Source organism: Pedobacter sp. FW305-3-2-15-E-R2A2 (genome assembly GCF_038446955.1).
Taxonomy (GTDB): Bacteria; Bacteroidota; Bacteroidia; order Sphingobacteriales; family Sphingobacteriaceae; genus Pedobacter.
Genome location: NZ_CP151803.1, coordinates 5,369,008 through 5,393,834 on the forward strand (window position 1 = coordinate 5,369,008; position 24,827 = coordinate 5,393,834).

At 41.4% G+C, this 24,827-nt stretch carries 23 protein-coding genes; 9 read left to right on the forward strand and 14 right to left on the reverse strand.

Going from position 1 to position 24,827, the window contains the following annotated elements; all coding sequences use genetic code 11:
• Nucleotides 1-221: 221 nt before the first annotated feature.
• Entirely contained in the window at nt 222-1,343 is a 1,122-nt protein-coding gene (locus AAFF35_RS21710; protein ID WP_342328636.1) for a FecR domain-containing protein, read from the reverse strand.
• A 72-nt stretch (nt 1,344-1,415) separates the two neighbouring features.
• Nucleotides 1,416-2,009 (reverse strand): RNA polymerase sigma-70 factor, encoded by a 594-nt coding sequence (locus AAFF35_RS21715; RefSeq protein ID WP_342328637.1) that lies wholly within the window; start codon nt 2,007-2,009, stop codon nt 1,416-1,418.
• Nucleotides 2,010-2,306: 297 nt separating this feature from the next.
• On the opposite strand from AAFF35_RS21715, the gene AAFF35_RS21720 reads away from it, so the two are divergent.
• Both AAFF35_RS21720 and trxA read left to right on the forward strand, forming a co-directional pair.
• Nucleotides 2,307-2,603: a Dabb family protein gene (locus tag AAFF35_RS21720; protein WP_342328638.1), complete on the forward strand. Its 297-nt coding sequence runs from the start codon at nt 2,307-2,309 to the stop codon at nt 2,601-2,603.
• Nucleotides 2,604-2,676: 73 nt separating this feature from the next.
• Nucleotides 2,677-2,967 (forward strand): thioredoxin, encoded by a 291-nt coding sequence (gene trxA, locus AAFF35_RS21725; RefSeq protein WP_074605967.1) that lies wholly within the window; start codon nt 2,677-2,679, stop codon nt 2,965-2,967.
• On the opposite strand, the gene AAFF35_RS21730 is transcribed toward trxA, so the two are convergent.
• Entirely contained in the window at nt 2,960-4,666 is a 1,707-nt protein-coding gene (locus AAFF35_RS21730) for a glycosyltransferase family 39 protein (protein ID WP_342328639.1), read from the reverse strand. The genes trxA and AAFF35_RS21730 overlap by 8 nt on opposite strands.
• A 13-nt stretch (nt 4,667-4,679) precedes the next feature.
• Nucleotides 4,680-5,090, reverse strand: coding sequence for a GtrA family protein (locus AAFF35_RS21735; RefSeq protein WP_342328640.1), 411 nt, complete (start codon nt 5,088-5,090; stop codon nt 4,680-4,682).
• A 413-nt stretch (nt 5,091-5,503) separates the two neighbouring features.
• Between AAFF35_RS21735 and AAFF35_RS21740 the strand changes: the two genes are divergently transcribed.
• Nucleotides 5,504-5,899 carry a hypothetical protein gene (locus tag AAFF35_RS21740; RefSeq protein ID WP_342328641.1) on the forward strand — a complete coding sequence of 132 codons (396 nt, stop codon included), beginning with the start codon at nt 5,504-5,506 and terminating at the stop codon, nt 5,897-5,899.
• A gap of 64 nt (nt 5,900-5,963) precedes the next feature.
• Here AAFF35_RS21740 and AAFF35_RS21745 read toward each other — a convergent pair whose 3' ends face one another.
• From AAFF35_RS21745 to AAFF35_RS21765, 5 genes are all read right to left on the reverse strand, one after another.
• Complete coding sequence (locus AAFF35_RS21745) at nt 5,964-6,785, reverse strand: DUF6266 family protein (protein ID WP_342328642.1); 822 nt, start codon at nt 6,783-6,785, stop codon at nt 5,964-5,966.
• Nucleotides 6,786-7,171: 386 nt separating this feature from the next.
• Nucleotides 7,172-8,680: a SusD/RagB family nutrient-binding outer membrane lipoprotein gene (locus tag AAFF35_RS21750; RefSeq protein WP_342328643.1), complete on the reverse strand. Its 1,509-nt coding sequence runs from the start codon at nt 8,678-8,680 to the stop codon at nt 7,172-7,174.
• 11 nt (nt 8,681-8,691) lie between these two features.
• Nucleotides 8,692-11,841, reverse strand: a complete 3,150-nt coding sequence (locus AAFF35_RS21755) for a SusC/RagA family TonB-linked outer membrane protein (protein ID WP_342328644.1) — start codon at nt 11,839-11,841, stop codon at nt 8,692-8,694.
• An 80-nt stretch (nt 11,842-11,921) separates the two neighbouring features.
• Nucleotides 11,922-13,106: a glycosidase gene (locus tag AAFF35_RS21760; RefSeq protein ID WP_342328645.1), complete on the reverse strand. Its 1,185-nt coding sequence runs from the start codon at nt 13,104-13,106 to the stop codon at nt 11,922-11,924.
• Nucleotides 13,107-13,130: 24 nt separating this feature from the next.
• Nucleotides 13,131-14,960, reverse strand: a complete 1,830-nt coding sequence (locus AAFF35_RS21765; protein ID WP_342328646.1) for a sodium:solute symporter family protein — start codon at nt 14,958-14,960, stop codon at nt 13,131-13,133.
• Nucleotides 14,961-15,123: 163 nt separating this feature from the next.
• Here AAFF35_RS21765 and AAFF35_RS21770 point away from each other — a divergent pair, with 163 nt between their 5' ends.
• Nucleotides 15,124-16,002, forward strand: coding sequence for an AraC family transcriptional regulator (locus tag AAFF35_RS21770; protein ID WP_342328647.1), 879 nt, complete (start codon nt 15,124-15,126; stop codon nt 16,000-16,002).
• 81 nt (nt 16,003-16,083) lie between these two features.
• Here the strand turns inward: AAFF35_RS21770 and AAFF35_RS21775 are convergent, their stop codons facing one another.
• Nucleotides 16,084-16,773, reverse strand: a complete 690-nt coding sequence (locus AAFF35_RS21775) for an MCP four helix bundle domain-containing protein (protein ID WP_342328648.1) — start codon at nt 16,771-16,773, stop codon at nt 16,084-16,086.
• A 27-nt stretch (nt 16,774-16,800) separates the two neighbouring features.
• The gene (locus tag AAFF35_RS21780) at nt 16,801-18,234 is read right to left on the reverse strand and encodes an AAA family ATPase (protein WP_342328649.1); all 1,434 of its coding nucleotides are present in this window, start codon (nt 18,232-18,234) and stop codon (nt 16,801-16,803) included.
• Nucleotides 18,235-18,302: 68 nt separating this feature from the next.
• Between AAFF35_RS21780 and AAFF35_RS21785 the strand changes: the two genes are divergently transcribed.
• The 3 genes from AAFF35_RS21785 to coaD are packed head-to-tail and all read left to right on the forward strand — an operon-like array spanning nt 18,303 to nt 20,126.
• Nucleotides 18,303-19,133 (forward strand): DUF3822 family protein, encoded by an 831-nt coding sequence (locus AAFF35_RS21785; protein ID WP_342328650.1) that lies wholly within the window; start codon nt 18,303-18,305, stop codon nt 19,131-19,133.
• Nucleotides 19,124-19,663, forward strand: a complete 540-nt coding sequence (locus tag AAFF35_RS21790) for an RsmD family RNA methyltransferase (protein WP_124583999.1) — start codon at nt 19,124-19,126, stop codon at nt 19,661-19,663. The genes AAFF35_RS21785 and AAFF35_RS21790 overlap by 10 nt, the downstream gene beginning before the upstream one ends.
• A gap of 1 nt (nt 19,664) precedes the next feature.
• Nucleotides 19,665-20,126 carry a pantetheine-phosphate adenylyltransferase gene (gene coaD, locus AAFF35_RS21795; protein ID WP_342328651.1) on the forward strand — a complete coding sequence of 154 codons (462 nt, stop codon included), beginning with the start codon at nt 19,665-19,667 and terminating at the stop codon, nt 20,124-20,126.
• Here the strand turns inward: coaD and AAFF35_RS21800 are convergent.
• Nucleotides 20,097-20,729 carry an NUDIX domain-containing protein gene (locus tag AAFF35_RS21800; RefSeq protein ID WP_342328652.1) on the reverse strand — a complete coding sequence of 211 codons (633 nt, stop codon included), beginning with the start codon at nt 20,727-20,729 and terminating at the stop codon, nt 20,097-20,099. The genes coaD and AAFF35_RS21800 overlap by 30 nt on opposite strands.
• A 382-nt stretch (nt 20,730-21,111) precedes the next feature.
• Between AAFF35_RS21800 and pyrE the strand changes: the two genes are divergently transcribed.
• On the forward strand, nt 21,112-21,771 hold the full coding sequence (gene pyrE / locus AAFF35_RS21805; protein WP_073233125.1) for an orotate phosphoribosyltransferase: 660 nt from the start codon (nt 21,112-21,114) through the stop codon (nt 21,769-21,771).
• 9 nt (nt 21,772-21,780) lie between these two features.
• Nucleotides 21,781-22,179, forward strand: a complete 399-nt coding sequence (locus AAFF35_RS21810; RefSeq protein WP_342328653.1) for an SRPBCC family protein — start codon at nt 21,781-21,783, stop codon at nt 22,177-22,179.
• A 99-nt stretch (nt 22,180-22,278) separates the two neighbouring features.
• Here AAFF35_RS21810 and AAFF35_RS21815 read toward each other — a convergent pair whose 3' ends face one another.
• Complete coding sequence (locus AAFF35_RS21815; RefSeq protein ID WP_342328654.1) at nt 22,279-23,481, reverse strand: IS256 family transposase; 1,203 nt, start codon at nt 23,479-23,481, stop codon at nt 22,279-22,281.
• A gap of 618 nt (nt 23,482-24,099) precedes the next feature.
• Nucleotides 24,100-24,741, reverse strand: a complete 642-nt coding sequence (locus AAFF35_RS21820) for a hypothetical protein (protein ID WP_342328655.1) — start codon at nt 24,739-24,741, stop codon at nt 24,100-24,102.
• Nucleotides 24,742-24,827 lie beyond the last annotated feature (86 nt).

Below are 24,827 nucleotides of genomic sequence, written 5' to 3' on the forward strand. Positions count from 1 at the left end.
TTGAATGTTTTGGTTTATTCATTAATTATCCAATAAGTATTTTTTGAGGTCAACCGGAACAATGTTCCATTCTGATATGATCGGATGGGCAATCCGGATCCTGTTGCGAGCAGGGTCCGGTTTATTCCTTACATATGAGATCGTTGTTTTTGAGTATCTATTTTTTCATATCTGACCGTTTTTGAGTTAACAATACATGAGTTATATATTTGGGTTAGTATTTATTTAATCACAAACAGTTTCCTGCCTTCAATTCTAAAATGTGTTCCTTCAAATTCCAGGATCTTCAACACTTCAGATAATTTCACCCCACGAGGGATATCTCCAACAAATTCATCATCAGGACGGTCTACCTGGTAAACAACTTCAACATCGTACCAGCGTGCCAGTTGTCGCAATACAGAGTGAAGACTTTCTTTTTCAAAATGGAAGAAACCATTTTTCCAGGCCATCGCCTGTTCTATATTCGCCGGGCTAACTTTAACCTTCCCTGCGGAACGTACCGGTGAGCTAGCCTGCTGACCGGGCTTAAGAAACATTACATTTCCGGCAGAAACCTTTACACTTCCTTCCAGAAGTGTGGTTTTCACCTCCTCTTCATCTTCATAAGAATTGATGTTAAAATGTGTACCTAAGACTTCTACCTGTTGCTGGCTGGTGCTGACAATAAACGGTAGTTTTTTATCTTTTGCCACTTCAAAATAGGCCTCTCCACGCAGCTCAACTTTACGTTGGCTCAGGTGTGCAAATGTGGTAGGAAATTTAATCGAAGAAGCGGCATTCAGCCAAACGCTGGTCCCATCGGGTAAATTGACCTGGTAAACACCCCCTCTTGGAGTACTGATGGTATTGTAAGCCAACTCCTTTGCATCAGATGGAACAACGGAATAAACCAGTTGTCCGTCTGCATTCTTAGTGATTCTCACCCCTGCCTGTTCCGCCAGCTGTCCATTTCCGGCATCGGTCAATGAAATTTGTGAACCGTCAGATAAAGTAAGTGTTGCCTTATTCCCTCCAGGTGCAGCATCGTGCTTCGTACTTACCGCAGTTAAAGGATTTAGAGTATTGCCGGTACCGGAGTAAAAATAAAGTCCTGCAAAAATTGCAATCAGGATGCTGGCAGCTGCCGCTAGCTTTGGCCATAAAGGTTTTGGACGGTTGGCGCGCTGATAGTCCATTTCATCGGCTTCAGAAATCTCCGCCTCTTCATTCCAGGCTTCTAACAGCTGATCATCCAGTTTTCCTTCTTTCGTTAACTGCACAAAAAGCTCCAGTTCCTCATCGCTGAGTTGTTTGTCCAGGTAACGCTGAACAAGGATCTTATAAAATTCGTTTTCTTCCATACGGCTGACCATTCAAATAGAAGACAATATTTGAGGTAGGCAAGGGTAGCTGGAAATAGATTTTTTTTAAAATTATTTAAGAAAGACGGTCAGCAGAACACTCAATGAGATTCCAAGGTCTCTTTTGGCTGAAGCACTCAGAATTTTCATAGAGCCCACCATGTGATTTTTTACTGCATTTCTGGATATTCCTAATTCAGTAGCCACCTCATCATAACTTTTCCCCTGTTGTCTGCACAGTTTAAAAATCTCTCTGGTTCTGGAGGGTAAAGCATCCAATGCTTTTTCCAGATATTCATGATACTCCTTACTTAAAAGGCTTTCCTCTGTATCATTTCTTTCTTCTACAAAAGAATTCAGGACCTCAGACATGGCCACATTAGAACGCAATGCTTTTTTCAGACTGTTTAGTGTATGATTTCTGGCCATAATAAACAGATAAGCCTTGATCGACCTGACTTCACATAATTTAGATTTACATTGCCAGATCTTGATGAAAATCTCCTGAGTAAGGTCCTCAGATAAATCTGTAGAATGTACGAACTTCTTAATATACTGATAAATCGGGGCACTATAACGATCATAAAGTTCTGCAAAAGCAGTCTCTTCCCCGGCGATTAACCTGGCCTTGAGATCATGATCTGAAAGTGTTTGCTGTAATGACATGTTTGAATCCCCGAAACTAATTTATCAAAATTAAATTAATGTAACATATATGTTTCCGAATTAATAATTCTCAAGGGAGTCTTTTTTTCAACCACAGGCAATACAAACAGTGCGGATCTTCTTATTTGAATTTAGAAAAATTTATTTACAATCTGCTGTAGCGTTTTATCACCATGGCCCGTTTTAGTTTCAGCACGCTAGATTAAGATTCCGGGGGCAGGTTTCAGGCCCTGTCTCCGAGTCTTTATCACCAGACATCTTCCAATTCGTTATATTTACAAAAAAAACAATTAGAATATGTTAGCTCACCACGTTTTATTCTGGCTAAAAGCCGATACCACCGAAGATCAGAAAGCTGCTTTCAGAAAAGGTCTTGAATCATTGGAAAAAATTGAATCTGTAAAGAGTTTTTATGTAGGAATCCCTGCTCCCATTGAGCGTGCCGTAGTGGATACTTCCTATACTTTTTCTTTGCTCATTATTTTTGAAGATCTTGCCGGACATGACGTTTATCAAACGCACCCTTTACACCTTGCTTTCTTAGATGAATTCCGTGGTCTTTTTGAAAAGGTCACCATTTATGACGCATTATAATTAACCCATAAACCGGAGAAAACAATTGCCTCAGCGCGTAAATTTTCTCCGGATTTTCTAAAAAAAAACAAATATGAGCGCATTTCAGGAACTTATTCAATCAGAAACCCCGGTACTCGTAGATTTCTATGCCGACTGGTGTGGGCCCTGTAAATCAATGAATCCAGTGATTCAGGAGGTTGCCAGGATTACCGAAGGAAGGGCAAGGGTGATCAAAATCAATATCGACAAAAATCAGGCTGCCGCAGCCAAATACAATGTCAAAGCCGTTCCAACTTTCCTTCTTTTTAAAAAAGGAGAAATTATCTGGCGCCACTCAGGAATGATTGACCAGATGAGCCTGCTAAAACAACTGTCTATTTAACCTCAACAGCAATCATATTGCTATTTCTTGCGCCACTGAAAGGTTCCGTTCTTAAGGAAAAGATCAGTTTATATTTTCCGGCAGCCTCCGGGGCAATAAACCTGACTGGCAGCTCTATAGATTGCTTCGCAGGAATCCTGACATTTTCAAGATCAGCAGTTACCGGCTTAAATTCAGCCAGGGTTTCTCCATTCCTGAAACTGTATTCGAGAAAACATTTCCATTTTTCGCCACTGTTGCCCAGGGAGATTTCCTGATCATATGGGTTTGTAATTTTCAGTTTCAAGGAAATCTCCGTTCCTTTTTTTAACACGTTAAGCTTTTCTACCGGATTAACAGCTACTTTTTGGTACATCCTCAGCGCTTCTATCCAACGGCCATAATACAACCCTTTTGAAGTGGAGATGGTATCTTGCGCTATTCCTTCCCCATGACTGGCTTGTAAAACATAATACACTTTTTTGTTTCTAAGGCTATCTTCCAGCGACCAGATGTCGTATTGATTCTTCCGGTAATACCTGGAATCGTAACCAAAACCTTTGGTGGATCGGGTATAATAATTATAGCGTGAAGGGACCTGGAAAGAATCTGTAAAGATTACAGGAGCATCTCCTGCCTTTTCATGAATCTGCTTTGCCCACACCTGATTGCCAAAATAATACGCAACCGCTTTAATTTTCATTAAAGAATCAATTGGGATGATGAGGATTAGTCTGATCAAAATGATCAGAACTATATTGACGATGGCCAGCTTTTCAAACCATTTCGGAGTTTCCTTCTTTGCCATAAAAAGATAGGCAAGGATAAACAAACAAAGCATTCCAGGCAAAGTCCAATGTGCTTCTACCCTTCCTTTAAGCGTACTAAAAAGAAAGAAAATAAAAATTCCATAAAAGTTAACTTTAATGGCCCTGATGAATGCATCTTCCGTTTTTGACCTTACCGCCGCCTGATATAGGAACCAACCCACCAACGGTCCGGCAAGTGCCAGTTGCGCCAGCAGGTATTCGGTCGTAAATTTCGTTTTATAGAAAGCTGCGGAACGGTCAATTACATGGTAATAAAATGAAGGATAATTGTTTTGTACCTGCCACCAGATATGTGGAAGAAAAGCAAGGACAGCAACACCAACGATGAGCCAGAAAGAAGGCCGTTTTAACAACTTTAGGTTTGAAAGGATCGTGAAGAATAAAACCAGGATTCCATGGTATTTGCTATACAATAAACAAGCAATCACCAATGCCAGTAGAAAAGCCCATTTAAGCTGATCAGAAGCCACATATTTCTGATATACATAAAAAAACAACACTGTAAAAAAGAACAATGGCGAGTCTGGTGTGGTAATAAAGCCATATACATGAAAAAGAACTACCGAAGCAAATAAGAGTATAAAGAGCTTTATATTTTCCGCATAGGGCTTTACGATCTTCCAAAGCAGGAAAATAGAAAGTGTACTCGTAATGACCGAAAACAGCCTCAATCCCAGTGTCCCCGGCAATAAAGCATCTCCGATTTTGATAAACAGCGCCACCATTGGCGGATGATCAAAGTAACCCCAATCTAAAAAGCGGGAATACACCCAATAATAAGCCTCATCAGCATGTACTTCTACAAAGATTGCCTGAATAATATTCAAAAGGGTCCATAACCCTAAAAAAATGAGCAATATTTGTTCAGCACTTTTTTTCGTTTGTAGCATTAAAGATCAGGTTTTAACTGGAGAAGGTATACAGGTAATTGGCAAAGAAGTTCCATAAAGAAATGATGACAATGGCACAGGCCTTCGCCACATAGAAATTCCATTTCAACTTGTCATTGAGCAGATAAATCAGACTATTGCTTAAAAATAATCCCACCAGAGAAATGACAAAGAATTTTCCAAACTGAGTAATACTCGCCGCATCATGGTTGTTAAAGGTCCAGTAACGGTTTAAGGTATAATTTGTCGTGGTGGCGACAATAAAGCCCAATGAGCTGGAAACGTATTTATGAATTTTCAGTTTCTCTTTACAGAGATAAGTAACTCCGAAATCTACGATAAGCCCCGAAAAGCCTACCACACCGAATTTCAAAAACTTAAAAAGAAAAGTGTTATTTAATTCAATCGTAGCAAGGGTCATCATAGAAAAAGGTACTTTCCTGCAAAAGTACATATAAATTTCAATTCCCTTCCCCAAAACCATCCGCCGAAGCTCCTGAAATCCCCCTGGCGGAGATTTACTTTCCCCGATTAAGCCTCAGTCCTAATTATTTAATAACGATAGTACAAATTAAGTAAACTGTATAGAATAAGCGATAAAAATAAAGAAGTCCCTTAATGGAGACATATGTAACATTTTTTTAACCATTCTGGAATCAGCACTAAAAAACACAGATTAACCCTATATAAATCAACATTTTAAAAAACAAAATCAAAGCCCTTTCGCTGCTCCGGATCGAAAAAACAAAAATTTTAAATCAAAAACAGGCTGCTATTGGCATGACATTTGTTTTTCGAAATTTTAAATTTTATAACCTATAACTATTTAAAAAATCGATGAACAGAATTACAAAAATCCTATCACTATCATTAATTTTAAGCTTAACCCTTTTATTTGCGTGTAAAAAAGACAAGAATGATGGTCCTTCAAACAACACGCATAAAGTTGTATTCAAAGCCATCGGTTCTACAGGTACAAAAATCAGCACTGCTGTTTACACAGACGGTTCCGGTAAAGCTGAAACCTTTACAAGCCTGAATACGCAAAACTGGACAAGTAATGAATATACCATTTCTTCCTCAGCGCATGCGGTAAGTTTTGGTGTATCTGGAACCGGTGTTAATGCAAACTCTACACTTGTAGTTGAAATCTGGATAGATGGCGTCAAAGCAGCCGATGGAAAGTCTACCGGAACTATCCTTAGCCCAAGCGCTACGATTGCTTTAAAATAATTTTTAACGTAGGGCATCCATAAGAAAGGGTGCCCTTTCTTTAAGAAAACAGAGCAGATCAAGCTCAACCAGGCTTTCCTGGAAGATGCTCCAGTTTATTCTTCAACACCTCATACTCCCTTTCCAGACTTCGGAATGCTTTGCTATTGACGGGATTCCCCCGGTTATCTTTCATTTGCTGCAAATAATCGGTCTCCAGAACATCAAAACGTTGTTTTACCAACACATAATTTTGCTTTTGCCTGATCTCTTCCGGGCTTTCCACTGCTCCGTTCAAATTTCCGATGTAGGTACTGTCCGAAATGGCCTTCCCATTAGCAGATTTGAAGCAGATATAGGCCTCAATAGGTTCCTCAACCCGCTGCTCGTACAAATCGATAAAGTAACTCCCGGCATCTCTCCTGCAGGCGTTAATCACAGACGTTGCCGTTTTTTCCAGAGGGTGATAAAGAAGAATCATCACCGTGTCGTTGTACTGACCACTAGGATCCCAGCTCACCAATACTCCTTTTTTCTTCTTTTCGATTTTCAGGTCATTTGCACCCGGTAAATTTCCATTGCTGAGTATAACCTTGCTATAATCCACAGAAATATTTGGATATTCTCCTTTTAAAGCGTGTTTTTTAATATATGAAGTGGCGAGGTTATGGGCATTTCGAACCGTTCCTCTTGCTTCCAGCTCAAAGCTGACATTGGTAAACTCAGAGATCCTGCTCACCATTTCCATAGTTACTGACATCGCCTGACGGTTGGCCAGCTGATTTCTGCTCGGTTTACCCGGATCTCCAATCGTACGAACAACCGGCTGTCCGTTTAAGACATAGAAAACCAGGTTGTGTAATTTTCCATTTAAGGCCCCCAAAGGCCCATTTGGTGCTTTTGCCATATTCAATAGATTAATTTGATAAATAATAAAAGTTAATATTTTAAATATCAACAATACTAATATAAGTAATAAGTTTTATTAAAGCCAACATCAAACGTATATCATGCTGCCAATTACTTTTAGGTTACTATTAAATTTCAGCGAGCAATAATCGGGGTTGACGGGGCTACAGACCCTACAGGGCCCTAGCAACCTACCTTCAAAAAAGAAGCAAAATAGCAGCAATTGGAAGCTTGGCCCAGCCTTGTCCTAAGTGAAGATACTTGTGAAACCAAAGGAACTACAAACAAAGGAGCACCCAGAAGTAACGCTGGTACGGATAAAAAAAAATGCTGCATACCTGATTTACTCCAAAAACCAGGTATGCAGCATTTTTACCATTTTTCTTATTTATCCCACCATACTCTGGTGGTATAAGCATCCGGCCCTTGTTGTGCAATGGCCTGTTTCACATGTTCTCCGTTTGTGCTGTATTCGTTTCTGGGAAAAGTAAACCTTCTTGGGATTGTTCCACCAGTTGCATTTCCAGGATAGTTCAGCGGAGTTAGCTGAGGGATGCCTGTCCTTCTCCAGTTGGCGTAACTTTCCCATCCGTTTAAAAAGGTCACCACCCAATATTGCTCATTGATGGATTTCAATTGCAACTCCAGGCTTCCTCCCGTTGGAAAAGGATTGCCGGTTGTCAGATAGTCACTGGTTGCCGTAGTTGAAATGGTTTTACCATACAGCTTTTGCTGATCCATGGACGCTTCAACTGCAGCGCGATAATGTGTCGCTGCCTGGTCCGCCGTCCATCCTCTTGCCGCAGCTTCAGCCAACATCAGTTCGGTTTCCGCATAAGTGATAAAAAAGGTGGGTGCGGTTAGGGGCAAAATGGTCTTCACATTGAAGGTAGAATAAGTAGTCAGGTCTCCTCCGCCCGGAGTTGCAGAAATGGTACTCGCGTTGTAACCATTTGGCAGTCCTTTTTGTAGGGAAGGATCGCTGTTTCCATCAGGAAGCGAGCTATAGACCTCCAGTCTGGGATCATTTGTTGCTTTCAGGTAATCCATAAATGTTTTACCGATCTTAATGTCTCCTGCCCTGATCAGGTCGAATTTTTGAAAATCGAAAGCGATCGGGTTAGACAGTTCCTGCTGAGGGCCGGTATGTCTCATGTAACAGATATCGGCATTGTTTTGCATCACACCACCCTGAATTGCTTTTAATGCCCATTGTTTAGCCATTGCCGGATCAACTTTGATCAGACGCAATGCCAGGCGCAGCATTAAGGAATTCCCCAAACGTTTCCATTGTTCTGTTTTTCCCTGATAGATGATATCCGCTGCACCAAAGGTAGTTTTCGCAGGGTCAAACGCTTTTGTGGCCTGCTCCAGTTCGTTTAGCATATCCGCATAGATGGCCGACTGCTTATCGTATACCGGCTTATAAATCTGTTGTAAAAATCCTTGTCCGGCCTGCGAATAAGGAACATCACCATAGGCATCTGTCAACCGGTGCATCTGCATTACTTTCCAGATTCTTGCCGCAGCATAGAGGTTTACTTTTTCAGGGGCTTGCTTTAGCATATCGATCAGCATCGCCATGTTCAGGACCGGAACGGCATACTCTTCATTGAACAAAAGGGCGGCACTTTCCGATGGCAGGTATTTATCGCCTTCGAGATCATCAATCTTTGTGGTCGCCGTCTGCTGAACCATCATCATTCCGAAACCAACATTGCTTCTTCTGGCAACAGAGGTCCCGGCCTGGCGCAACTCCAAGGCTGTAAATAAAGGTCCCGGTTCTACTTTTGTGGGTTGATTTGGATTGATGTTCATCTCTTCCAGATCTTTGGTACAGGAGGTACCCAGCAATATCCATAATGCTGCTATATATAAGGTTTTCTGCTTCATGGTTTCAATTTTTAAAACTTACAATTCAGGTTTAAGCCAAATGAACGTGTTGCCGGTACAGAAAGCATTTCTATACCTTGTACATTTCCGGTAAGGAAGGTCGATTCCGGATCCACCAACGGCACTTTTTTATAAAGGGTAAACAGGTTTCTTGCGACAAACGAAAGGCTGACATCGCTCATTTTTATTTTGTTCACCCAGGTTTTAGGTAGATTTACCCCCAGCACGACTTGTCGTAATTTGACAAAGCTGGCATCGTATACAAACTCTTCAGCGATGTGATTGGCTACCCAGCTGTAATATTCCTGAGCAGGAACATTGACCGTATTGGGTTGCCCCTGTTCATTTACCCCGGCACCAACAACACCTCCCTCACGACCAGGCAAGGTTTCCTTACTCAAACCAGCCAGATAAGCGAGGTTATTTGTTCCTGAAGAAATCTTTCCGCCGAACTTCGCATCCAGCAAAATGCCAAGATTAAAGTTCTTATACCTGAAATTGTTATTGTATCCCAGGGTATATGGAGAAACACTATTTCCAATATTTCTCAACTCACTTTCCACAGGCAGACCTTTAGCATTGAAGACAATCTTTCCACTGCCATCGCGTTTATAGCCGGAGCCCTGAATAATGCCAAAAGGCTTCCCTACTTCTGCTCTGATGAATACCGGAGTACCTCCATCGCCATATAATCCGGGACGGCTCTGTTGTATCGTCATCGACTGCTGTCCGTCGGCCAGAGAAATGATGTTGTTTTTGTTATAGCCCATATTGAACGACATGTCCCAGCTCATAGATTTTTGCTTGAAGACCGTACCGGAAATCATCATTTCCAATCCTTTATTGACCATTTCGCCACTGTTCAAACGTACATTACTGAACCCTGAACCAACGGAAATCTGGCTGCTCAGGATATCATTTACCGTTTTCCGGTTATACCAGGTCAATTCCAGTCCGATGCGGTCGTCGAACAACCTGGTATCCAGGCCCAACTCATACGACTTGGAAGTTGCCGGCTTCAAACGGGTATTGGGAATAGTTCCTTCATTCACATAAGCTAAAGACTGTCCCAGGTGCTGCTGACCGAAGTAATAAGTCAGAGATTGTGCATAAGCAGAAATATCCGAATCACTTCCGGTTTTCGACCAGGCAGTACGCAATTTGGCAAAACTCACCCAGGAAGGCATAGTCATCGCTTGTGACGCCACGAAACTCAAACTTGCTGAGGGATAAAATATGCTGTTTGAGGCTCTGCTTAAGGTAGAGAACCAATCGTTACGTCCGGTAAAGGTGGCATACAAATATCCTTTATAGCCCAATTCTGCAGAAGCAAAAAGGGAGTTGAATTGTTTTTTGTACAGGTTATAGCTTCTTCCCTGTGTCACGGTATTATTTACGGAATAAAAGAAAGGAACGATAAACTGACTTCCCGAAGCATTTAAATTGGACTCCTTACTTTTCATGATGTTTCCACCCACAAAGGCATCCACAGAAAAATCATTGGCTACATTTTTCTTGAAGCCCAACATCAACTGCGAATTGAACTCTCCCACATAGCGTTGATTTTCACTCATTCCTCCACTGGCAATTGCACTCCCTTCCGGGGTTACATTTTCCGAAAGGCGGTAAGCGAAATCGGTTCCAGCCAGTAAACGTGCATATAGATAAGAAGTAAAATCATATTTTAAATCTGCAGAAGCAATGAGGCGGTCTTTTCTATCCCTGTTTTGCATGTCGTAGGCAATAAAATAAGGATTCGCCAGATAGATATTTGAGGACACCAGGTATTCATTCCCATTTTCATCTACTCTTTGGCTCAGGTTTCTGACATCATAATTGGTGGGTAGCAATTGAACCCCTACATTGGGATTCCAGGAGAAATCGCCTGAACTCGGTCTGTTTTCTACGCGCTCCCTGATGTATTGAACACTCATCTGTGCCGTCAGTTTATCTGTTGCTTTTAAGTTTCCATTCAAAGAAAAGTTGTTTCTTTTCAAGCTGGAATTGGGCATGAGGTCGTGGTTGTTTAAGTCTGAAACAGAAAAACGAAGCGTTGCTTTTTCAGATCCTCCATATAGGGAAATCGTATTGGCAAAGGTATTCCCGTCATTGTAAAAGTTGCGGCTATTGTTTTTTATCGCGCTGTAAGGGCGAAGAACACCGTCAAACTGCATCACCGGTGAGCCATCCAGCTTTGCACCCCAGTTTGAGGTTCCGGCCTGAAGGGCAGTCGCCTTATCTTTTGGAGCGACCCCGTTTGTTCCCTGTCCGTAGACATATTGAAAATCCTTTTCATTGTTAAAAATGGGCTGATCCAGTGTGTAGGAACCGTTATACTCTACACCTATTCCTTTTTGGGCCTTTCCGGATTTGGTGGTAATGAGGATGGCACCATTAGAAGCCCTTGCCCCGTAAAGTGCCGCGGCCGGCCCGCCTTTCAGGACACTCATCGTTTCGATATCATCAGGATTGATGCTGGAAATACCATCACCGCCATCGCCGCCGCCATAAAATACAGAGCTCTGACCGAAATTGGTATTGACCAATGGGATTCCATCAATCACGTATAAAGGCTGGTTATTTCCAGAGATGGAACCATTTCCACGAATCACTACCCTACTGGAGCCCATAGATCCTGAAGCAGGTTTGGTTACGTTGACCCCTGCGACCCTTCCAACAAGGGAATTGGCAACATTCGTTTCCCTGGCCTTGGTAAACTCCTCGCCTTTCACTTCCGTTACGGCATAGCCAAGCGCCTTTTTCTCTCTTTTGATCCCGAGAGAGGTGACCACGACTTCATTCAGTGCTACATCATCCTCAGCTAAAGAGACATTGATTTCTTTTCTGCCATTTACCGCGATCTGCATTTCTTTAAAGCCTATAAAACGGAAAATCAGAATCGCATCAGCAGCAGCTTCCAGGTTATATTTTCCATCCTGATTGGTGGTGGTACCCTTTCCCTGCTGATTTTTAACCAGGATGGATACGCCTGGCAATTTATTCCCTTTGGAATCGGTTACAGTTCCGGTTATGCGGGTGTCCTGGATGAACAAGCGCGTTTCCGGATTGCTTTTGCGCCCTGCAAAGGCAGGGGCAAACAGCAATAAGAGGAGGAACAGCTGAATAGCGCTGATCCTCAACATCGTAAATAAAGTTTTCATATTTGGTTATATTTTGGTGGTTCAATTTTTTCAATGGCCATCGGCCATTTGCGGGATGTTTCGTTGGTCTGGTTCTAATTTTATCCCATAGGCAGTTTGTCTTTTTTATTCTGATCAATCAATTGATATATCCTTTGTACCGTTGCTGCGGATCTCCATTCATCCTCGGGAGTATGGAGCACATAATCCAGCAACTGATCTATTGTACTCGTGGCCACGTGAATGCGGGAATCTGAAGAGGCATAATAGATAAAGACCTTTCCATCCTCATCGTTGATCCAGCCATTACTGAACACCACATTAGAGACATCGCCTACTCTTTCTGCGCCCTCCGGAGCAAGAAAGTATCCTGCAGGCTTATGGATCACCTTGCTGAGTTCCGTTAAATCGGTCATAAATACATAGAGGACATAGCGCAGACCTGCTGCAGTATTCCTTACCCCATGAGCCAGGTGCAACCAACCATATTTCGTTTTTATCGGCGCAGGTCCCTGTCCATTTTTAGCTTCATAAACCGTATGGTATTGCTTTTTATCAACGATCACCTCTTCCGGAACAAAGGCGTTTTCCATAGACTCGGAAAGGCCAAAGGCGATACCTCCCCCTTTCCCGGCTTCGATAAAAGAATCCTGTGGGCGGGTATAAAACGCATATTTGCCATCTACGAATTCCGGATGAAGGACTACATTTCGTTGCTGTAAAGAAGTCGTTTTCAGGTCGGCCAGCCTTTCCCAGGTAACCAGGTCTTTGCTGCGGACAATCCCGCATTGCGCCAATGCTGCCGTCTGGTCTCCTTCCGGAGCATCAGGATCTCTTCTTTCTGTGCAAAACAGCCCATAGATCCATCCATCCTCATGTGTGGTGATCCGCATATCGTAGATATTGGTATCCGGAATCTCTGTTTCAGGAATGATCACCGGGCATTCGCGGAACCTAAACTGATCGATTCCGTTCGCGCTTTCCGCAATGGCGAAAAAAGACTTTCTATCGTTCCCTTCCACCCTGGCAATGAGCAGGTATTTGTTGTTCCACTTGATTGCCCCAGGGTTAAATACGGCATTGATTCCAATGCGCTCCATCAGGAAGGGATTACTGTCCCTGTTCAGGTGATAACGCCAGTATAAAGGGGTATGTGCAGCGGTTAACACCGGATATTTGTATCGGCTAAAAATGCCATTTCCTAAGCTTTCTGCTTCATTTTCGCGCATAATCAGAGACTGATGGGCAGCCATAAGCTGCGCCAACCTCTTGTCGTAATCCATCATATATCTTTCGTTCTGTTTGTGTGTTTAGTCTTCGAGTTTATTCCACCAGGTTTTTTTGAGGATGAAAATGATGACACCCAGGATGGCAATGGTAATCAGCAATGGCAGTTTCATCATTAAGATCAGGTACATTGGCAATAAGGTGAGGCAGAGCTGGGCGATGATCCCGAGGACCACATTGAACATGTCCCTCCCAAAGTTTTTGTTCGCCACAAAGGAAGGATCATCCGCAATGACCAGCTGATGAACCGGCCCCCAGAATCCCCATGGACGGACTGTTTTATAAAAGCTTTTGAGTGTTTCCTGATCTGTTGGCGCTGCGAGGTAGGTACCAATAACGGAACCCGCAAGAGAAAGGATAAACAACAAAGGGAAATAATATAAAAATTCTACACCTGCAAAGAACCGGGTAAAGACCAATGCAGAGACAATTCCGGTGAACATGCCCCAGAAAAAACCATTGGAATTGAACCTCCACCAATGCCATTTCAGCACGTTGGCGGCGATGTATCCCCCATATAATGCAGAGACGATCCACTGCAATACGCTGTTCACATCTTTGGCAAAAAAGCCCAGCGTGATGCCTAAAGCTACAACCAGGATACCGGAACAGTAGTTCATGGAGATGATCTTTTTATTGGAAGCATCGGGATTGATGTATTTCAGGTATACATCATTTACAATATAAGCCTGGGCTGCATTTAAGGTTCCGCTGAAGGTCCCCATGAATGCACCAAGTAATCCGGTGAGGACCAGACCAAACAATCCGGCAGGGACAAAACTGTTGATGCTTGCCGGCAGGATGCGCTCATAATCGATTGCACCATCCAGTCCGCGGAGGTTCATCTGATCGTAATAAAGTATGCCCAGAACAGTGAGTCCTACGATGAGGGAATAACGGATCGGCAACAATACGATTGACACAAATCCGCTCATTTTACTGGCTTCCTTTGGGGATTTTGTAGAAAGAATCTTCTGCATGTCGTAGTTTGGTGGTGGTCCGGCAAGGGAAGCAAAAGCTCCTTTGAACAGCATCATCATAAAGAAAATGCTAAACAAAGAATAGCCGTCACTTTCTATTTTTTTATTGACATCGGTAATGATACCGGTCCAGTCCAGGTTCAGGTGGGTTCCAAAGAAAGGGCTGTCCCATCCTTCCGGCACATGCAGTTTCTGCCCATTCAGGTTAACCACTGCAATGACCGCTATGGAGATACAAACTACCGTCATGATCGCATATTTGATCATATCTCCGAATACGATCCCATGCATCCCTCCCAGAATCGAATAGAACATGGCAAAGAGGGTAAAAATGATCCCATAAAAGTGCGGAACATAATGCGGGGCTACGGTAAAAGGAACATAATCCTTCACCAAATCCCATGGAATGAAAATCTCTACAAATTTACCAAGGCCAATAAAGCCGTAGGCCAGGAAGCCCAGGCAACTCAGCAAGGCAAAAGTAACCACCACTTTATGGGAAGCACCAACCCCTCTCCCCGTCGTCCCAAACCTGGTAGACAACCATTCCGCTCCGGTTGTGGCATTTGATCTTCTCAGCCATTTGGAAAGGTACATCATCAGGAAGACCTGATTGAAGACTGGCCATAACCAGGGGATCCAGATACTTTTCATTCCGTAAACAAAGCACAGGCTCACCATCCACATTGTCCCACTGATATCGAACATATCAGAAGCATCGCTCAGGCCCAGCTTATACCATGGAAGAGATTTCCCTCCCATGATATAGCTCTCTTTATTTTCCTTTGCTTTCTTACGATACCAAAAGCCAATAATGATGGTGCTGATGAGATACGTTACAATAATAATGATGTCGACGGCTTGGAACTTCATAGACTCAAAACTATACTATTTTCGTACGCAGCTTCAATACTATTTTAACAATTAATTGTATTCACAAATCAAAAACACCCACTATCATATTATTAATCCTAATTTACCATAGTACTATTTTAACAGAAACATAATCAATTCATATCAAAATTATTATATTTATATGATGGGCAATAACATAGTCAGAGAGATTACCCCTTTAACGCAAAGCGATTGCTTTACCATTTTCTCGAGAACGAAAAAGGATTTTGACTTCCCGCTTCATTACCATGAAGAATATGAGTTGAACCTGATTCTTCATGCGAAAGGGGCGAAACGGATTGTCGGGGATCACATCGACACCATTGAAGATGCAGAGCTTGTTTTTATCGGCCCAAACCTTTACCATGCCTGGTTTACCCACCAGTGCAAAAGCGAAGAGATTCTGGAGATCACCATTCAGTTTCACAAGGATTTGTTTGACGAACGTCTGCTCAAAAGAAACCAGCTGAGTTTTATCTCCAATATGTTTGAACGTTCTCAAAAAGGGATTCTCTTTTCTGCGGAAACGATTGAAAGGCTCAGTCCGAGATTACTTTCTTTAAACCAGAAGAAAGGTTTTGATTCTGTTTTGGAGCTTTTTTCTATTCTCCATGACCTTTCTATTTCCAGGAATATGAGGACGCTCTCCAATTCCAGTTTTAACAACGAGCAGTTCAATTATAACAGCAGGAGGATCGAGAAGGCATTTGATTATATGAATGCGAATTATAACCGCGGCATTTCGCTGGAGGAAGTGGCAAAAGTAGCCAGTATGCCGGAAGTATCTTTCAGCAGGTTTATCAAGAAACGGACAGGCAGCACATTTATTGACAGCCTGAATGAGATCCGGTTGGGACATGCAACGAAACTACTCATCTCCAGCACGCAGACGATTGCCGAGATTGCGTATAAATGTGGATTCAACAACATATCGAACTTTAACAGGATTTTTAAGAAGAAAAAGAATTGTACACCTAAGGAATTCCGGGATAGCTTTTCCGGGACAAGGTCGTTCATATAGCTAATACAGCGCTATTTGAATTTTAATTAAAAAACTGTCTTTTTGATAGATTATAAAAGATGTAAAATAAATGTTACTTATTTAATTCAGATTGAACTTGTCATTTCTCACCTGCACCACGTTCGAAGCAGAGATAATCCCTACGATCAGCACACCAATCAGGACCGCCAGGGCAATCTGTAAGGTAGAATACAATTTACTTCTGGAAACCATTGATGCAGAATTCTGGATCAGCTCCTGCCCCACCTGTGTCTGAATGTTCATCAGATCGGTGAGCTTTTCCATTGTTTTCAAGCCATTTTCCCTTCCTATGGTTTCGTACAATTTCCTTCCGTCTTCCAGGGTATGGCTAAGGCTGAGCGCCATTACATGTTGTTCCGCAGCAATTAACCCTACTAAACGGCTCTTTAATTCCGTGAGCTGCTGTTTTTCCTTTTTCACCAGAAAGGTCTTTTCATATTTTTTGAGCAGGGAGTCTATTGTAGCGTTGAAAGCGGTAAACTGTTCTTTTAACCCTGCGGCATCGGATTGAGAAAGCTTACCGGAATAAAGGAAGCTATCCAGCGCATATTTTTTAGCAAAAATATTTTCAGCAATATAAAACAGGTCTGTTGCCGGGACCAGGCGATCGTTATACATGGACACGAACGATTCGTTCATGCTTTTCACACTCTTATCCTCTAAAATTCTGATCAAGATCATACACGCCATAATTGCAAACAGGAGCGTGGCGATTTTCATTTTCTGTTTTATAGAATAAGCAAATTTCATATCATTTAATACTAGGTTAGTTAACAATTATTCTTCTAAAGGGGAAGAAAAAAGGTTAGGGGCAAAATTTACTAAAAATAATTCTCTTTTCGCTCTTGTTACCCCAGTATATAACCAACGGAGAAAATCAAGGTCAATCATATCCTCTGTTAAATACCCTTGATCTACAAAGACCGCATCCCATTGACCACCCTGTGCCTTATGACAGGTTACCGCATAGGCGAACTTAATTTGAAGTGCATTATAATAGGGATCTTCCTTGATGGCTTTAAACCGTTCCCTTTTATTTGTGATGTGCTCATAATCCAGGTTAAGCCCTTCAAAAAGCTTATTGCTTTGTTCATAAGAGAGGTTGGGTGTTTCGGCAGTCAGAGTATCCAGCATCACTTTACAGGTAATTTGTCCTGCATCAGGGAAATCCATAAACTCCAGCTGAACCTCTGAAAAGCGGAAGCCATATCGTTCCTCTTCCCCCCTTACCCGCACTACTTTTGCCATATCACCATTGGCGATGAAAGCTGCGGATTCATTGTCCGGGAGCCAGAAATAGTTATTCCTCACCACCATGATCTGATCCCCTCCTGTTAACTCTTCCTCCCGGTACAGTAAGCGGGCGCGGATTTGCTGATTGTAAACATTTGCCGATTTATTGGACCTGCAAACCACCAGGGAGTTTTCAATTCCGAATTTATGATACGCATATTCCAATCCTTCGACTAGTTTTAGCCCCGTCATCCTGAAAATGTCTTTATAATCTTTAGTGATAAACTGAGGCAGCTCCACACTACTGTCCTCCTCTTGTTCTTCGTTAATTAACTTCCGCAGCATGGTGGCGTTGGCCAGAATTCCTGATTCTTTTTCCTGGCGGACTACCTCTCTCAGTTCTACAGCCTTTACTTCCATTCCGAAGTTGGAAGCCACATATTCTTTATTTAACGCCGGACTGTCGATGCTCCCTACCGGGGGCAGCTGTGCCGTATCCCCGACAAATACCGCTGCACAGTTTTTGGCATTGTATACATATTCCATCAGGTCCTTCAGAAAAGAAGAGCCTGTTTGAGTATTCCATTCGTCCGCGATCATGGAGGCCTCATCGATGATAAACAAGGTATGTTCAGCAATATTCGGCGCAATCTGAAAAGACATATCTGTGGATACTGCCGAGCGTTTTCTATAGATTTTCTTATGGATCGTGAGTGCTTTTCGACCGGTATAGTTGCTCATCACCTTTGCCGCGCGACCTGTTGGCGCCAGCAAAACTGCTTTCAGTCCGAATTTAGGCAGAGCCTTTACCAAAGCAGCTACGGAAGTTGTTTTTCCTGTTCCCGCATAACCCCTCAATATAAAACATTGATCATCTAGTCTTTGGGTCAGAAAGGAAGCCATCTCTCTGCAAAAAACAAGCTGTTCGGTAGTCGGCGTGAATGCATAAGATTGCGCAATAATTGATGCTTTATCCATTTAACAAAGATGCAATGGTGATGTTATAGAAAAAAGGATTAATTTTGATCTTAAATAATTTGATCTAGATGAGCCATAAAAACAGCATATTATTAGTTGATCCGGAATTTGATCCTAGTACTGCGCCGGACTGCAATTTATTGTTAAAGATTACAGCAGATAGCTTTTCCTATGCAATTATCGATAAAACCAGCAATCAGTTAAAAGCAGTATATGACCAACAGGAATGCCACAATATTCCTCAGGCCCTTTCTTCAAAATTAAAAAACGACAGCTATTTAAACCTTCCATTCAAGGAGATTAAGGTGGCGGTATCTACAGAGAATTCCATTTCTATTCCGAATGACCTGTTTGACACCCATAACCTGGATCAATACGCTAAATTTTTCACAGAGGAGCAGTCAGACAACTTATATATCAGGCCATTCAGCAGTTATGGCTTTACCTCGATCTTTACTTTACACCGCTTTATAGATGAGACGCTGGCAGATTCACTGCTCAGCTGTAAGCTATATGATCAGCTCGCTCCGGTACTGGCAATGTCCAAAGACCAGCAGCATAAATCACTGATCCTTGATTTTACCGCCTCTTCCTTTAATGCCGTAGTAACGGAGGACGAAAAGCTGATCTTCCGTAATTATTATGAAGTGGCCAACACGGAAGAATTTAACTATTACCTGTTGTTGATCATTAACCAGCTTCAACTCAACACCAAAGAGAACAATGTTCAGCTGAGTGGTATCATCCATGAAAACGATCATTATTATCAATGTATTGAGAAATATTTCAAAAACATCAGTTTCATTACTCCCTTAAGTGATCAGGTAGATCACAAAATTTTAGACGACATGCCTGCTCATTATTACAGCAGCCTGCTAGCCCTTGACCTATGCGAATAATTGGCGGTACATTGAAAGGCATCCGTTTCAATGCCCCGGAAAGCTTACCGGTAAGGCCTACCACAGATATGGCCAAAGAAGCTCTTTTTAATATCTTATACAATACCTACGATTTCGACAGTTGCGACGTGCTCGATCTTTTTTGCGGCACAGGGAATATCAGTTTTGAATTCGCTTCGCGTGGAATCAGAAAGGTGACCGCAGTGGACAAACATTCGGGTTGTATTTACTGGGTAAAGTCTGTCATTGCCAAACACGGGCTTGACACGATTGATGTACAGAAGGCTGATGTATTCAAGTTTCTGGAATCACATACCAAATCTTATCAGATCATTTTTGCTGATCCTCCATATGATTTACCTACGATCCCATTGATCCCACAGCTGGTGATGAAAAACAACCTGTTATCGGATAATGGATTACTCATCGTAGAACATCCCTCTTTATTAAAGCTAAAGGACCAGCCGGGTTTTAAGGAAACCAGAAGGTATGGTAACTCCTCATTCAGTTTCTTTGAAAAAACAACATAATATGAAGATTGCCTTGTTTCCGGGATCATTTGATCCCATTACCATTGCCCATGTTGACATTCTGAAGCGCTCCCTACCTCTTTTCGATAAGGTCGTGGTTGGTATTGGATTAAACAGCTCCAAACAGAGCTTTCTCTCCGCAGAAAAACGCGAGGAGATTGTGAAAAAAGTCTTTGTTCATGAGCCTAAAGTTGAGGTTCAGCTTTATGAGGGATTAACAGTTGATTTCTGCAGAAAGATCAATGCGCAGTATATGGTTCGTGGCATCCGGTCTGTAGGTGATTTCGAGTATGAACGTGCCATCGCACAAATCAACCAGACCATGATGCCTGAAATGGAAACCATTTTTATTCTGAGTAAGCCGGAATACTCTGCAATCAGTTCTACAATTGTCAGAGATATCCTGCGAAACAATGGAGATGTAAGTCCTTTTTTACCCCAGGACGCTATCGCTTTCCTTTAATAAAGCGCCTGCCTCCAGAACCTGGACGATAGAGGGATAGGTATTACTCAGCACCGGTGCAAGCTCAGATTTGTTCAACCAGCTGGCTTTGGTGATGCCTTCTTCCTTTTGGGGAATCAATTTGGGTTCTCCTTTGACAGTCATGCTGTACCAGTTGGTTTTCTTTAAGACCACTTTGCTGCCTATCGTATATACATGATAGGTTTTACACAGCTTTTCGTCATTGGTATAAATTTTCACGCCACATTCCTCTTCTACTTCCCTCCTTGCGGCTTCTTTCATCTTTTCGCCTTTCTCGACCTTCCCCTTAGGCAGATCCCATTTCTTGTTCCTGAAGATAAACAGGTAATTTCCTTTGGCACTTTTTACCAGGCCACCTGCGGCTTTGATAAGCGTAAGGCTATTTTTAATCTTTTTGAAGACCGCCTGCGGATCTGCATCTAATAACAAATAATCTTTCTTACTATCGGAAGGAATGCTTTTATAAAGCTGTTTGAAATCAAAATTCTGAACGTCAATTTGCTGAATTTCTTTCTCCTGTTTAGGCCTTTGATCTGCAATAAACAGGGTGTTGTCGTTGATATAAATTCTATAATTCTTCATGATAAACGCTCAAAATGGTTTTAATAACAGGCCTTTAAAATTCCCATAGAAACAACAGACCCCTTTAAATAGCATTCTAAAGGGGTTTTCAATGGAAAATTCTACAAAATCACCTGGATATTTGAGTTTTTAAAACTATAAATATTTATTCAATTTTCCATTACAGGCAATTACTATTCTCTCTACATCCCCATAAACTGCTATTTTAGTTCTTATGGTGCTGATTCTCAAAGGATGGCAAAAAACAGCTTTTGTTCCCAACAATAAATGCCGACATTTGACGCTAAATAAGAAATATTTAAACGAGGATTTTTAAGCGTGATTTCTCACATTACTGAAAGTAGTGTTAGGACAAACGTATGAAATTCTGTAATTTTGGAGCATGTATAATAAAAGTGATATTGAATTAAAGGTAGCTGAATTTTTATTACAAATAAAAGCAATAAAGTTACAGCCTAACAATCCATTTACATGGGCTTCGGGTTGGAAATCTCCTATTTATTGCGATAATAGAGTTACACTTTCCCATCCCTCAGTAAGAACATACATCAGACAGAAGCTGACGCAGTTGATCCAGGAAGAATTTGGTTCCGTAGATCTGATTGCCGGTGTAGCTACTGCAGGTATCCCTCAGGGGGTTCTTGTTGCTCAGGAGCTGGGATTGCCTTTTGCTTATGTAAGAGCTAAAGCAAAAGAACACGGCACCGGAAGTCTGATTGAAGGAGAAATTGTGGAAGGACAGCGCGTAGTAGTGGTAGAAGATCTGATCTCTACAGGAAAAAGCAGCTTACAAGCTGTAGAAGCATTGAGAAATGCAGGTCTTTCTGTAGCGGGTTTGGTATCTATCTTCACCTATGGTCTTGACCAGGCAGAAGAAAACTTTAAAGCTGCCAAATGTCGCTTCGCTACCTTATCTAATTACAATACATTGATTGAATATGCTGCTGAACATAGCTTCATTGCTCAAAACGATGTAGATCTATTGGCCAAATGGCGTAGAAACCCTGCAGATTGGGGAAAAGAATTAGAACAACTAACCTAAGACCATATAATGACAGTTATCGAGAGTACTACTGATATCAACCAGCCTGTAGCCACAGTTTATGCATTTTTAGCTGATTTAAATAACCATCAGCAATTGATGCCTGAAAATATCTACAACTGGTCATCCACCAATGATGAAGCAAGCTTTACCATTCAGAATATGGCCAAATTGGCGATTAAAATTTCTAACCGCGTAGAGAATGAGGAATTAACGGCTATCCCTACGGAGAAAGCTCCTTTTGATCTGGAATTGAAATGGACGGTTGCAGACAATGGCAATGGTGGTACTACCGCTAAACATATTATTACTGCAGATCTGAATATGATGATGAAAATGCTGGCGGCAGGTCCACTGCAGAAATTAGCAAATCATCAGACGGAAAGACTTGCAGAAGTATTGAAGTAATTTTTTTAAATAAAAAAAAGGAGGTGTTCATGGTTTGGAAGCCTCCTTTTTTTAGGCAGTGTACAGAAATCTGTGTAAATGAAATTTGGGGTTAGGGTATCAGACCTTAACCCTTTGTTCAAAAATAGCAATAAACTGATTTATAATCAACGGCCAGTTATGAATGGGCATCGTCCACTTTTTAGTGGCTTCCATTAAGGCCAGGTAAACAGATTTTTTCACAGCCTCATCGGTTGGAAAAGACATTTTATTTTTGGTGTATTTTCTGATCTTTCCATTCAAATTTTCAATTAAATTAGTTGTATAAATGATTTTCCTGATTTCCAGGGGGAACTCAAAAAATGCCGTCAGGTCATCCCAGTTTATCCGCCAGCTTCGAATCGCATAAGGATATTTTATTCCCCATTTTAACTCAAATGTTGTGAGTTCAGCTTCTGCTGCCTGCTTATTGGGAGCTGAATAAATGGGCTTCATATCTTCCGTAAATGGCTTTTTATCCTTCCATACCACATACTTGCAGGCATTACGAATCTGATGAACCACACAAATCTGAGTGGTAGATTGCGGAAATACAGAACGGATGGTCTGAGTAAAGCCACCCAGGTTATCGGTGCATGTGATCAGAATATCCTGAACACCTCTGGTCTGCAAATCAGTGAGCACACTCATCCAAAAAGCACTACTTTCATTCTTTCCCAGCCATAGCCCCAATACTTCCTTACGGCCTTCCATATTAAGTCCAACAGCCAGATAGATCGTTTTATTGATGACCTTATTACTTTCTCTTACTTTGAAAACAATGCCATCCATCCACACAATCATATATACCGGATCAAGTGGGCGATTCTGCCAGGCTAAAATATCATCAGTTACTCTTGCTGTTATGGTCGAAATGGTAGAGGGTGGTAAACGAAAGTCATATAACTCACGAAGTTCTTCTTCAATGTCAGCATTGGACATCCCCTTGGCATATAAAGAAACTACCAACTTTTCTATGCCTTCTGAGAGTTTACTCCGTTTGGGAAGGATCTGTGGATCAAAACTGGAATCCCGGTCTCTGGGGACTTTGACATCCAGTTCTCCATGTTCTGTTTTTACCTTCTTTTCGCCATAACCATTACGGGAATTATCGGTTTGTTTGCGTTGTTTATCGTGCTTAACATAGCCCAGATGAGAATCAAGCTCCCCTTCAAGCATCTTTTCAACGCCTCGTTTATACATCTGATCCATGAAGCTCATGAAATCTTTGCCGTCCTTAAACTGTTTAAGGAAATCGTCATTTAAAAAATCTTCTGCTTGCATCTTTTAAATTCCTTTCTCTAATTTACATAAAAATGGGATCTAAGTTTTTACCTCAAATCCCATTTACACAGTTTTTTGGATACTGCCTTTTTTTATTGGGTTTATTTAAGAAATAGGACCTCTTAGATAAACGAACCTCTTTACACCGGAACCCATTGGTTGAGGTATCTGCGTTGCAAGCGCATTTGAAATGTAAGTCTCGATATTACTACCAAGAGTCGAAGGGGTTGTACTTTCCTCATTAAGATAAACCGCACATATATGTTCACCAAATATACAAAGAGGTTTTACTGAAACCAATCTATACTTAGTTGGATCAAAGGGATTTCCCCCCACGTTCCAGCCTGTAAATGCATACCAATTAGCCATGAGAAATATTACTTTTATAAATCAAAAAGCAACAAAAACTTTAATATCACTTACTCTTTTCAAGGTTTTCAGCATCTCCTTTATTGTACTACCAATTTACATGCTATATCTGTAATTTAATAGGGGCATATGTCTCAAAAACAAGGTTTAGCAATTCATCGTCATGAGGTCAATGAATGACATTGTAAAGTCTACTATTGGCAAGAATGTACGCTTATCGATCTCAGAGATCCTATAGTTCTAGATGTCTTATTTTTTGTCCCAGTCATGTGGCAACCAACGGTTAGGAAGATCGGTCGTATTATCAGGATTTGTATTGGGCGGTATAATATCTACGGGGAAATCTCTATCGAGTTTTGTGATGCCCTCATATTGGTCAAATTCAGGATATTTTTCATATAAACCGTCTATAACAAAAAGTTTATTGCGCTCATAGTCCTGAATTTTCTCATTCTTCTCATCATATTTACGATAGCTAACCTGTCCTGTTTCATCAAAAACGAAATGTAAACGGTAATCTTCATTGTCACTACTTTCAGAACTGAAACTATAATACCAAATCTCATCTAAAAAAATCTTATCCGTGTGAATTTTCGAGGGAGAAAAAAAATAAGTCAGATAGATTCTATTTGCATCATCTAAAAAATCAGCTTTTACATGCCCTCCTTTTAAAACTAAATAACAGAAAAGCGCTTCCTCATTAAACATGGTTAGTTCATAATGTAACCCCTGTTTATGATTTATTCTTGCAATATCCTTTGCGGTCATCGCTCCGGATTCATACTTTTTCTTATACTTTGTCTTATTTGATATATCCAATCTTCCAATTAACTGAATTTCAGACTGAAGTTTTTTTACTGAGGCCCAATAGTTTTGATATTTTAATTCCATGAGAGATTAATTATTAAATCCTCCTCCAACTGCCATTTTGCAATCCGGTTAAAAAACCTGTCGTTGTTAATAATTTAAGATTGAAG

Bases quoted from the DNA above. Each gene is read 5' to 3' on its own strand.
- AAFF35_RS21710 (WP_342328636.1), bottom strand. From the start codon at position 1,343: ATGGAAGAAAACGAATTTTATAAGATCCTTGTTCAGCGTTACCTGGAC.
- AAFF35_RS21715 (WP_342328637.1), bottom strand. From the start codon at position 2,009: ATGTCATTACAGCAAACACTTTCAGATCATGATCTCAAGGCCAGGTTA.
- AAFF35_RS21720 (WP_342328638.1), top strand. From the start codon at position 2,307: ATGTTAGCTCACCACGTTTTATTCTGGCTAAAAGCCGATACCACCGAA.
- trxA (WP_074605967.1), top strand. From the start codon at position 2,677: ATGAGCGCATTTCAGGAACTTATTCAATCAGAAACCCCGGTACTCGTA.
- AAFF35_RS21730 (WP_342328639.1), bottom strand. From the start codon at position 4,666: ATGCTACAAACGAAAAAAAGTGCTGAACAAATATTGCTCATTTTTTTA.
- AAFF35_RS21735 (WP_342328640.1), bottom strand. From the start codon at position 5,090: ATGATGACCCTTGCTACGATTGAATTAAATAACACTTTTCTTTTTAAG.
- AAFF35_RS21740 (WP_342328641.1), top strand. From the start codon at position 5,504: ATGAACAGAATTACAAAAATCCTATCACTATCATTAATTTTAAGCTTA.
- AAFF35_RS21745 (WP_342328642.1), bottom strand. From the start codon at position 6,785: ATGGCAAAAGCACCAAATGGGCCTTTGGGGGCCTTAAATGGAAAATTA.
- AAFF35_RS21750 (WP_342328643.1), bottom strand. From the start codon at position 8,680: ATGAAGCAGAAAACCTTATATATAGCAGCATTATGGATATTGCTGGGT.
- AAFF35_RS21755 (WP_342328644.1), bottom strand. From the start codon at position 11,841: ATGAAAACTTTATTTACGATGTTGAGGATCAGCGCTATTCAGCTGTTC.
- AAFF35_RS21760 (WP_342328645.1), bottom strand. From the start codon at position 13,106: ATGATGGATTACGACAAGAGGTTGGCGCAGCTTATGGCTGCCCATCAG.
- AAFF35_RS21765 (WP_342328646.1), bottom strand. From the start codon at position 14,960: ATGAAGTTCCAAGCCGTCGACATCATTATTATTGTAACGTATCTCATC.
- AAFF35_RS21770 (WP_342328647.1), top strand. From the start codon at position 15,124: ATGATGGGCAATAACATAGTCAGAGAGATTACCCCTTTAACGCAAAGC.
- AAFF35_RS21775 (WP_342328648.1), bottom strand. From the start codon at position 16,773: ATGAAATTTGCTTATTCTATAAAACAGAAAATGAAAATCGCCACGCTC.
- AAFF35_RS21780 (WP_342328649.1), bottom strand. From the start codon at position 18,234: ATGGATAAAGCATCAATTATTGCGCAATCTTATGCATTCACGCCGACT.
- AAFF35_RS21785 (WP_342328650.1), top strand. From the start codon at position 18,303: ATGAGCCATAAAAACAGCATATTATTAGTTGATCCGGAATTTGATCCT.
- AAFF35_RS21790 (WP_124583999.1), top strand. From the start codon at position 19,124: ATGCGAATAATTGGCGGTACATTGAAAGGCATCCGTTTCAATGCCCCG.
- coaD (WP_342328651.1), top strand. From the start codon at position 19,665: ATGAAGATTGCCTTGTTTCCGGGATCATTTGATCCCATTACCATTGCC.
- AAFF35_RS21800 (WP_342328652.1), bottom strand. From the start codon at position 20,729: ATGAAGAATTATAGAATTTATATCAACGACAACACCCTGTTTATTGCA.
- pyrE (WP_073233125.1), top strand. From the start codon at position 21,112: ATGTATAATAAAAGTGATATTGAATTAAAGGTAGCTGAATTTTTATTA.
- AAFF35_RS21810 (WP_342328653.1), top strand. From the start codon at position 21,781: ATGACAGTTATCGAGAGTACTACTGATATCAACCAGCCTGTAGCCACA.
- AAFF35_RS21815 (WP_342328654.1), bottom strand. From the start codon at position 23,481: ATGCAAGCAGAAGATTTTTTAAATGACGATTTCCTTAAACAGTTTAAG.
- AAFF35_RS21820 (WP_342328655.1), bottom strand. From the start codon at position 24,741: ATGGAATTAAAATATCAAAACTATTGGGCCTCAGTAAAAAAACTTCAG.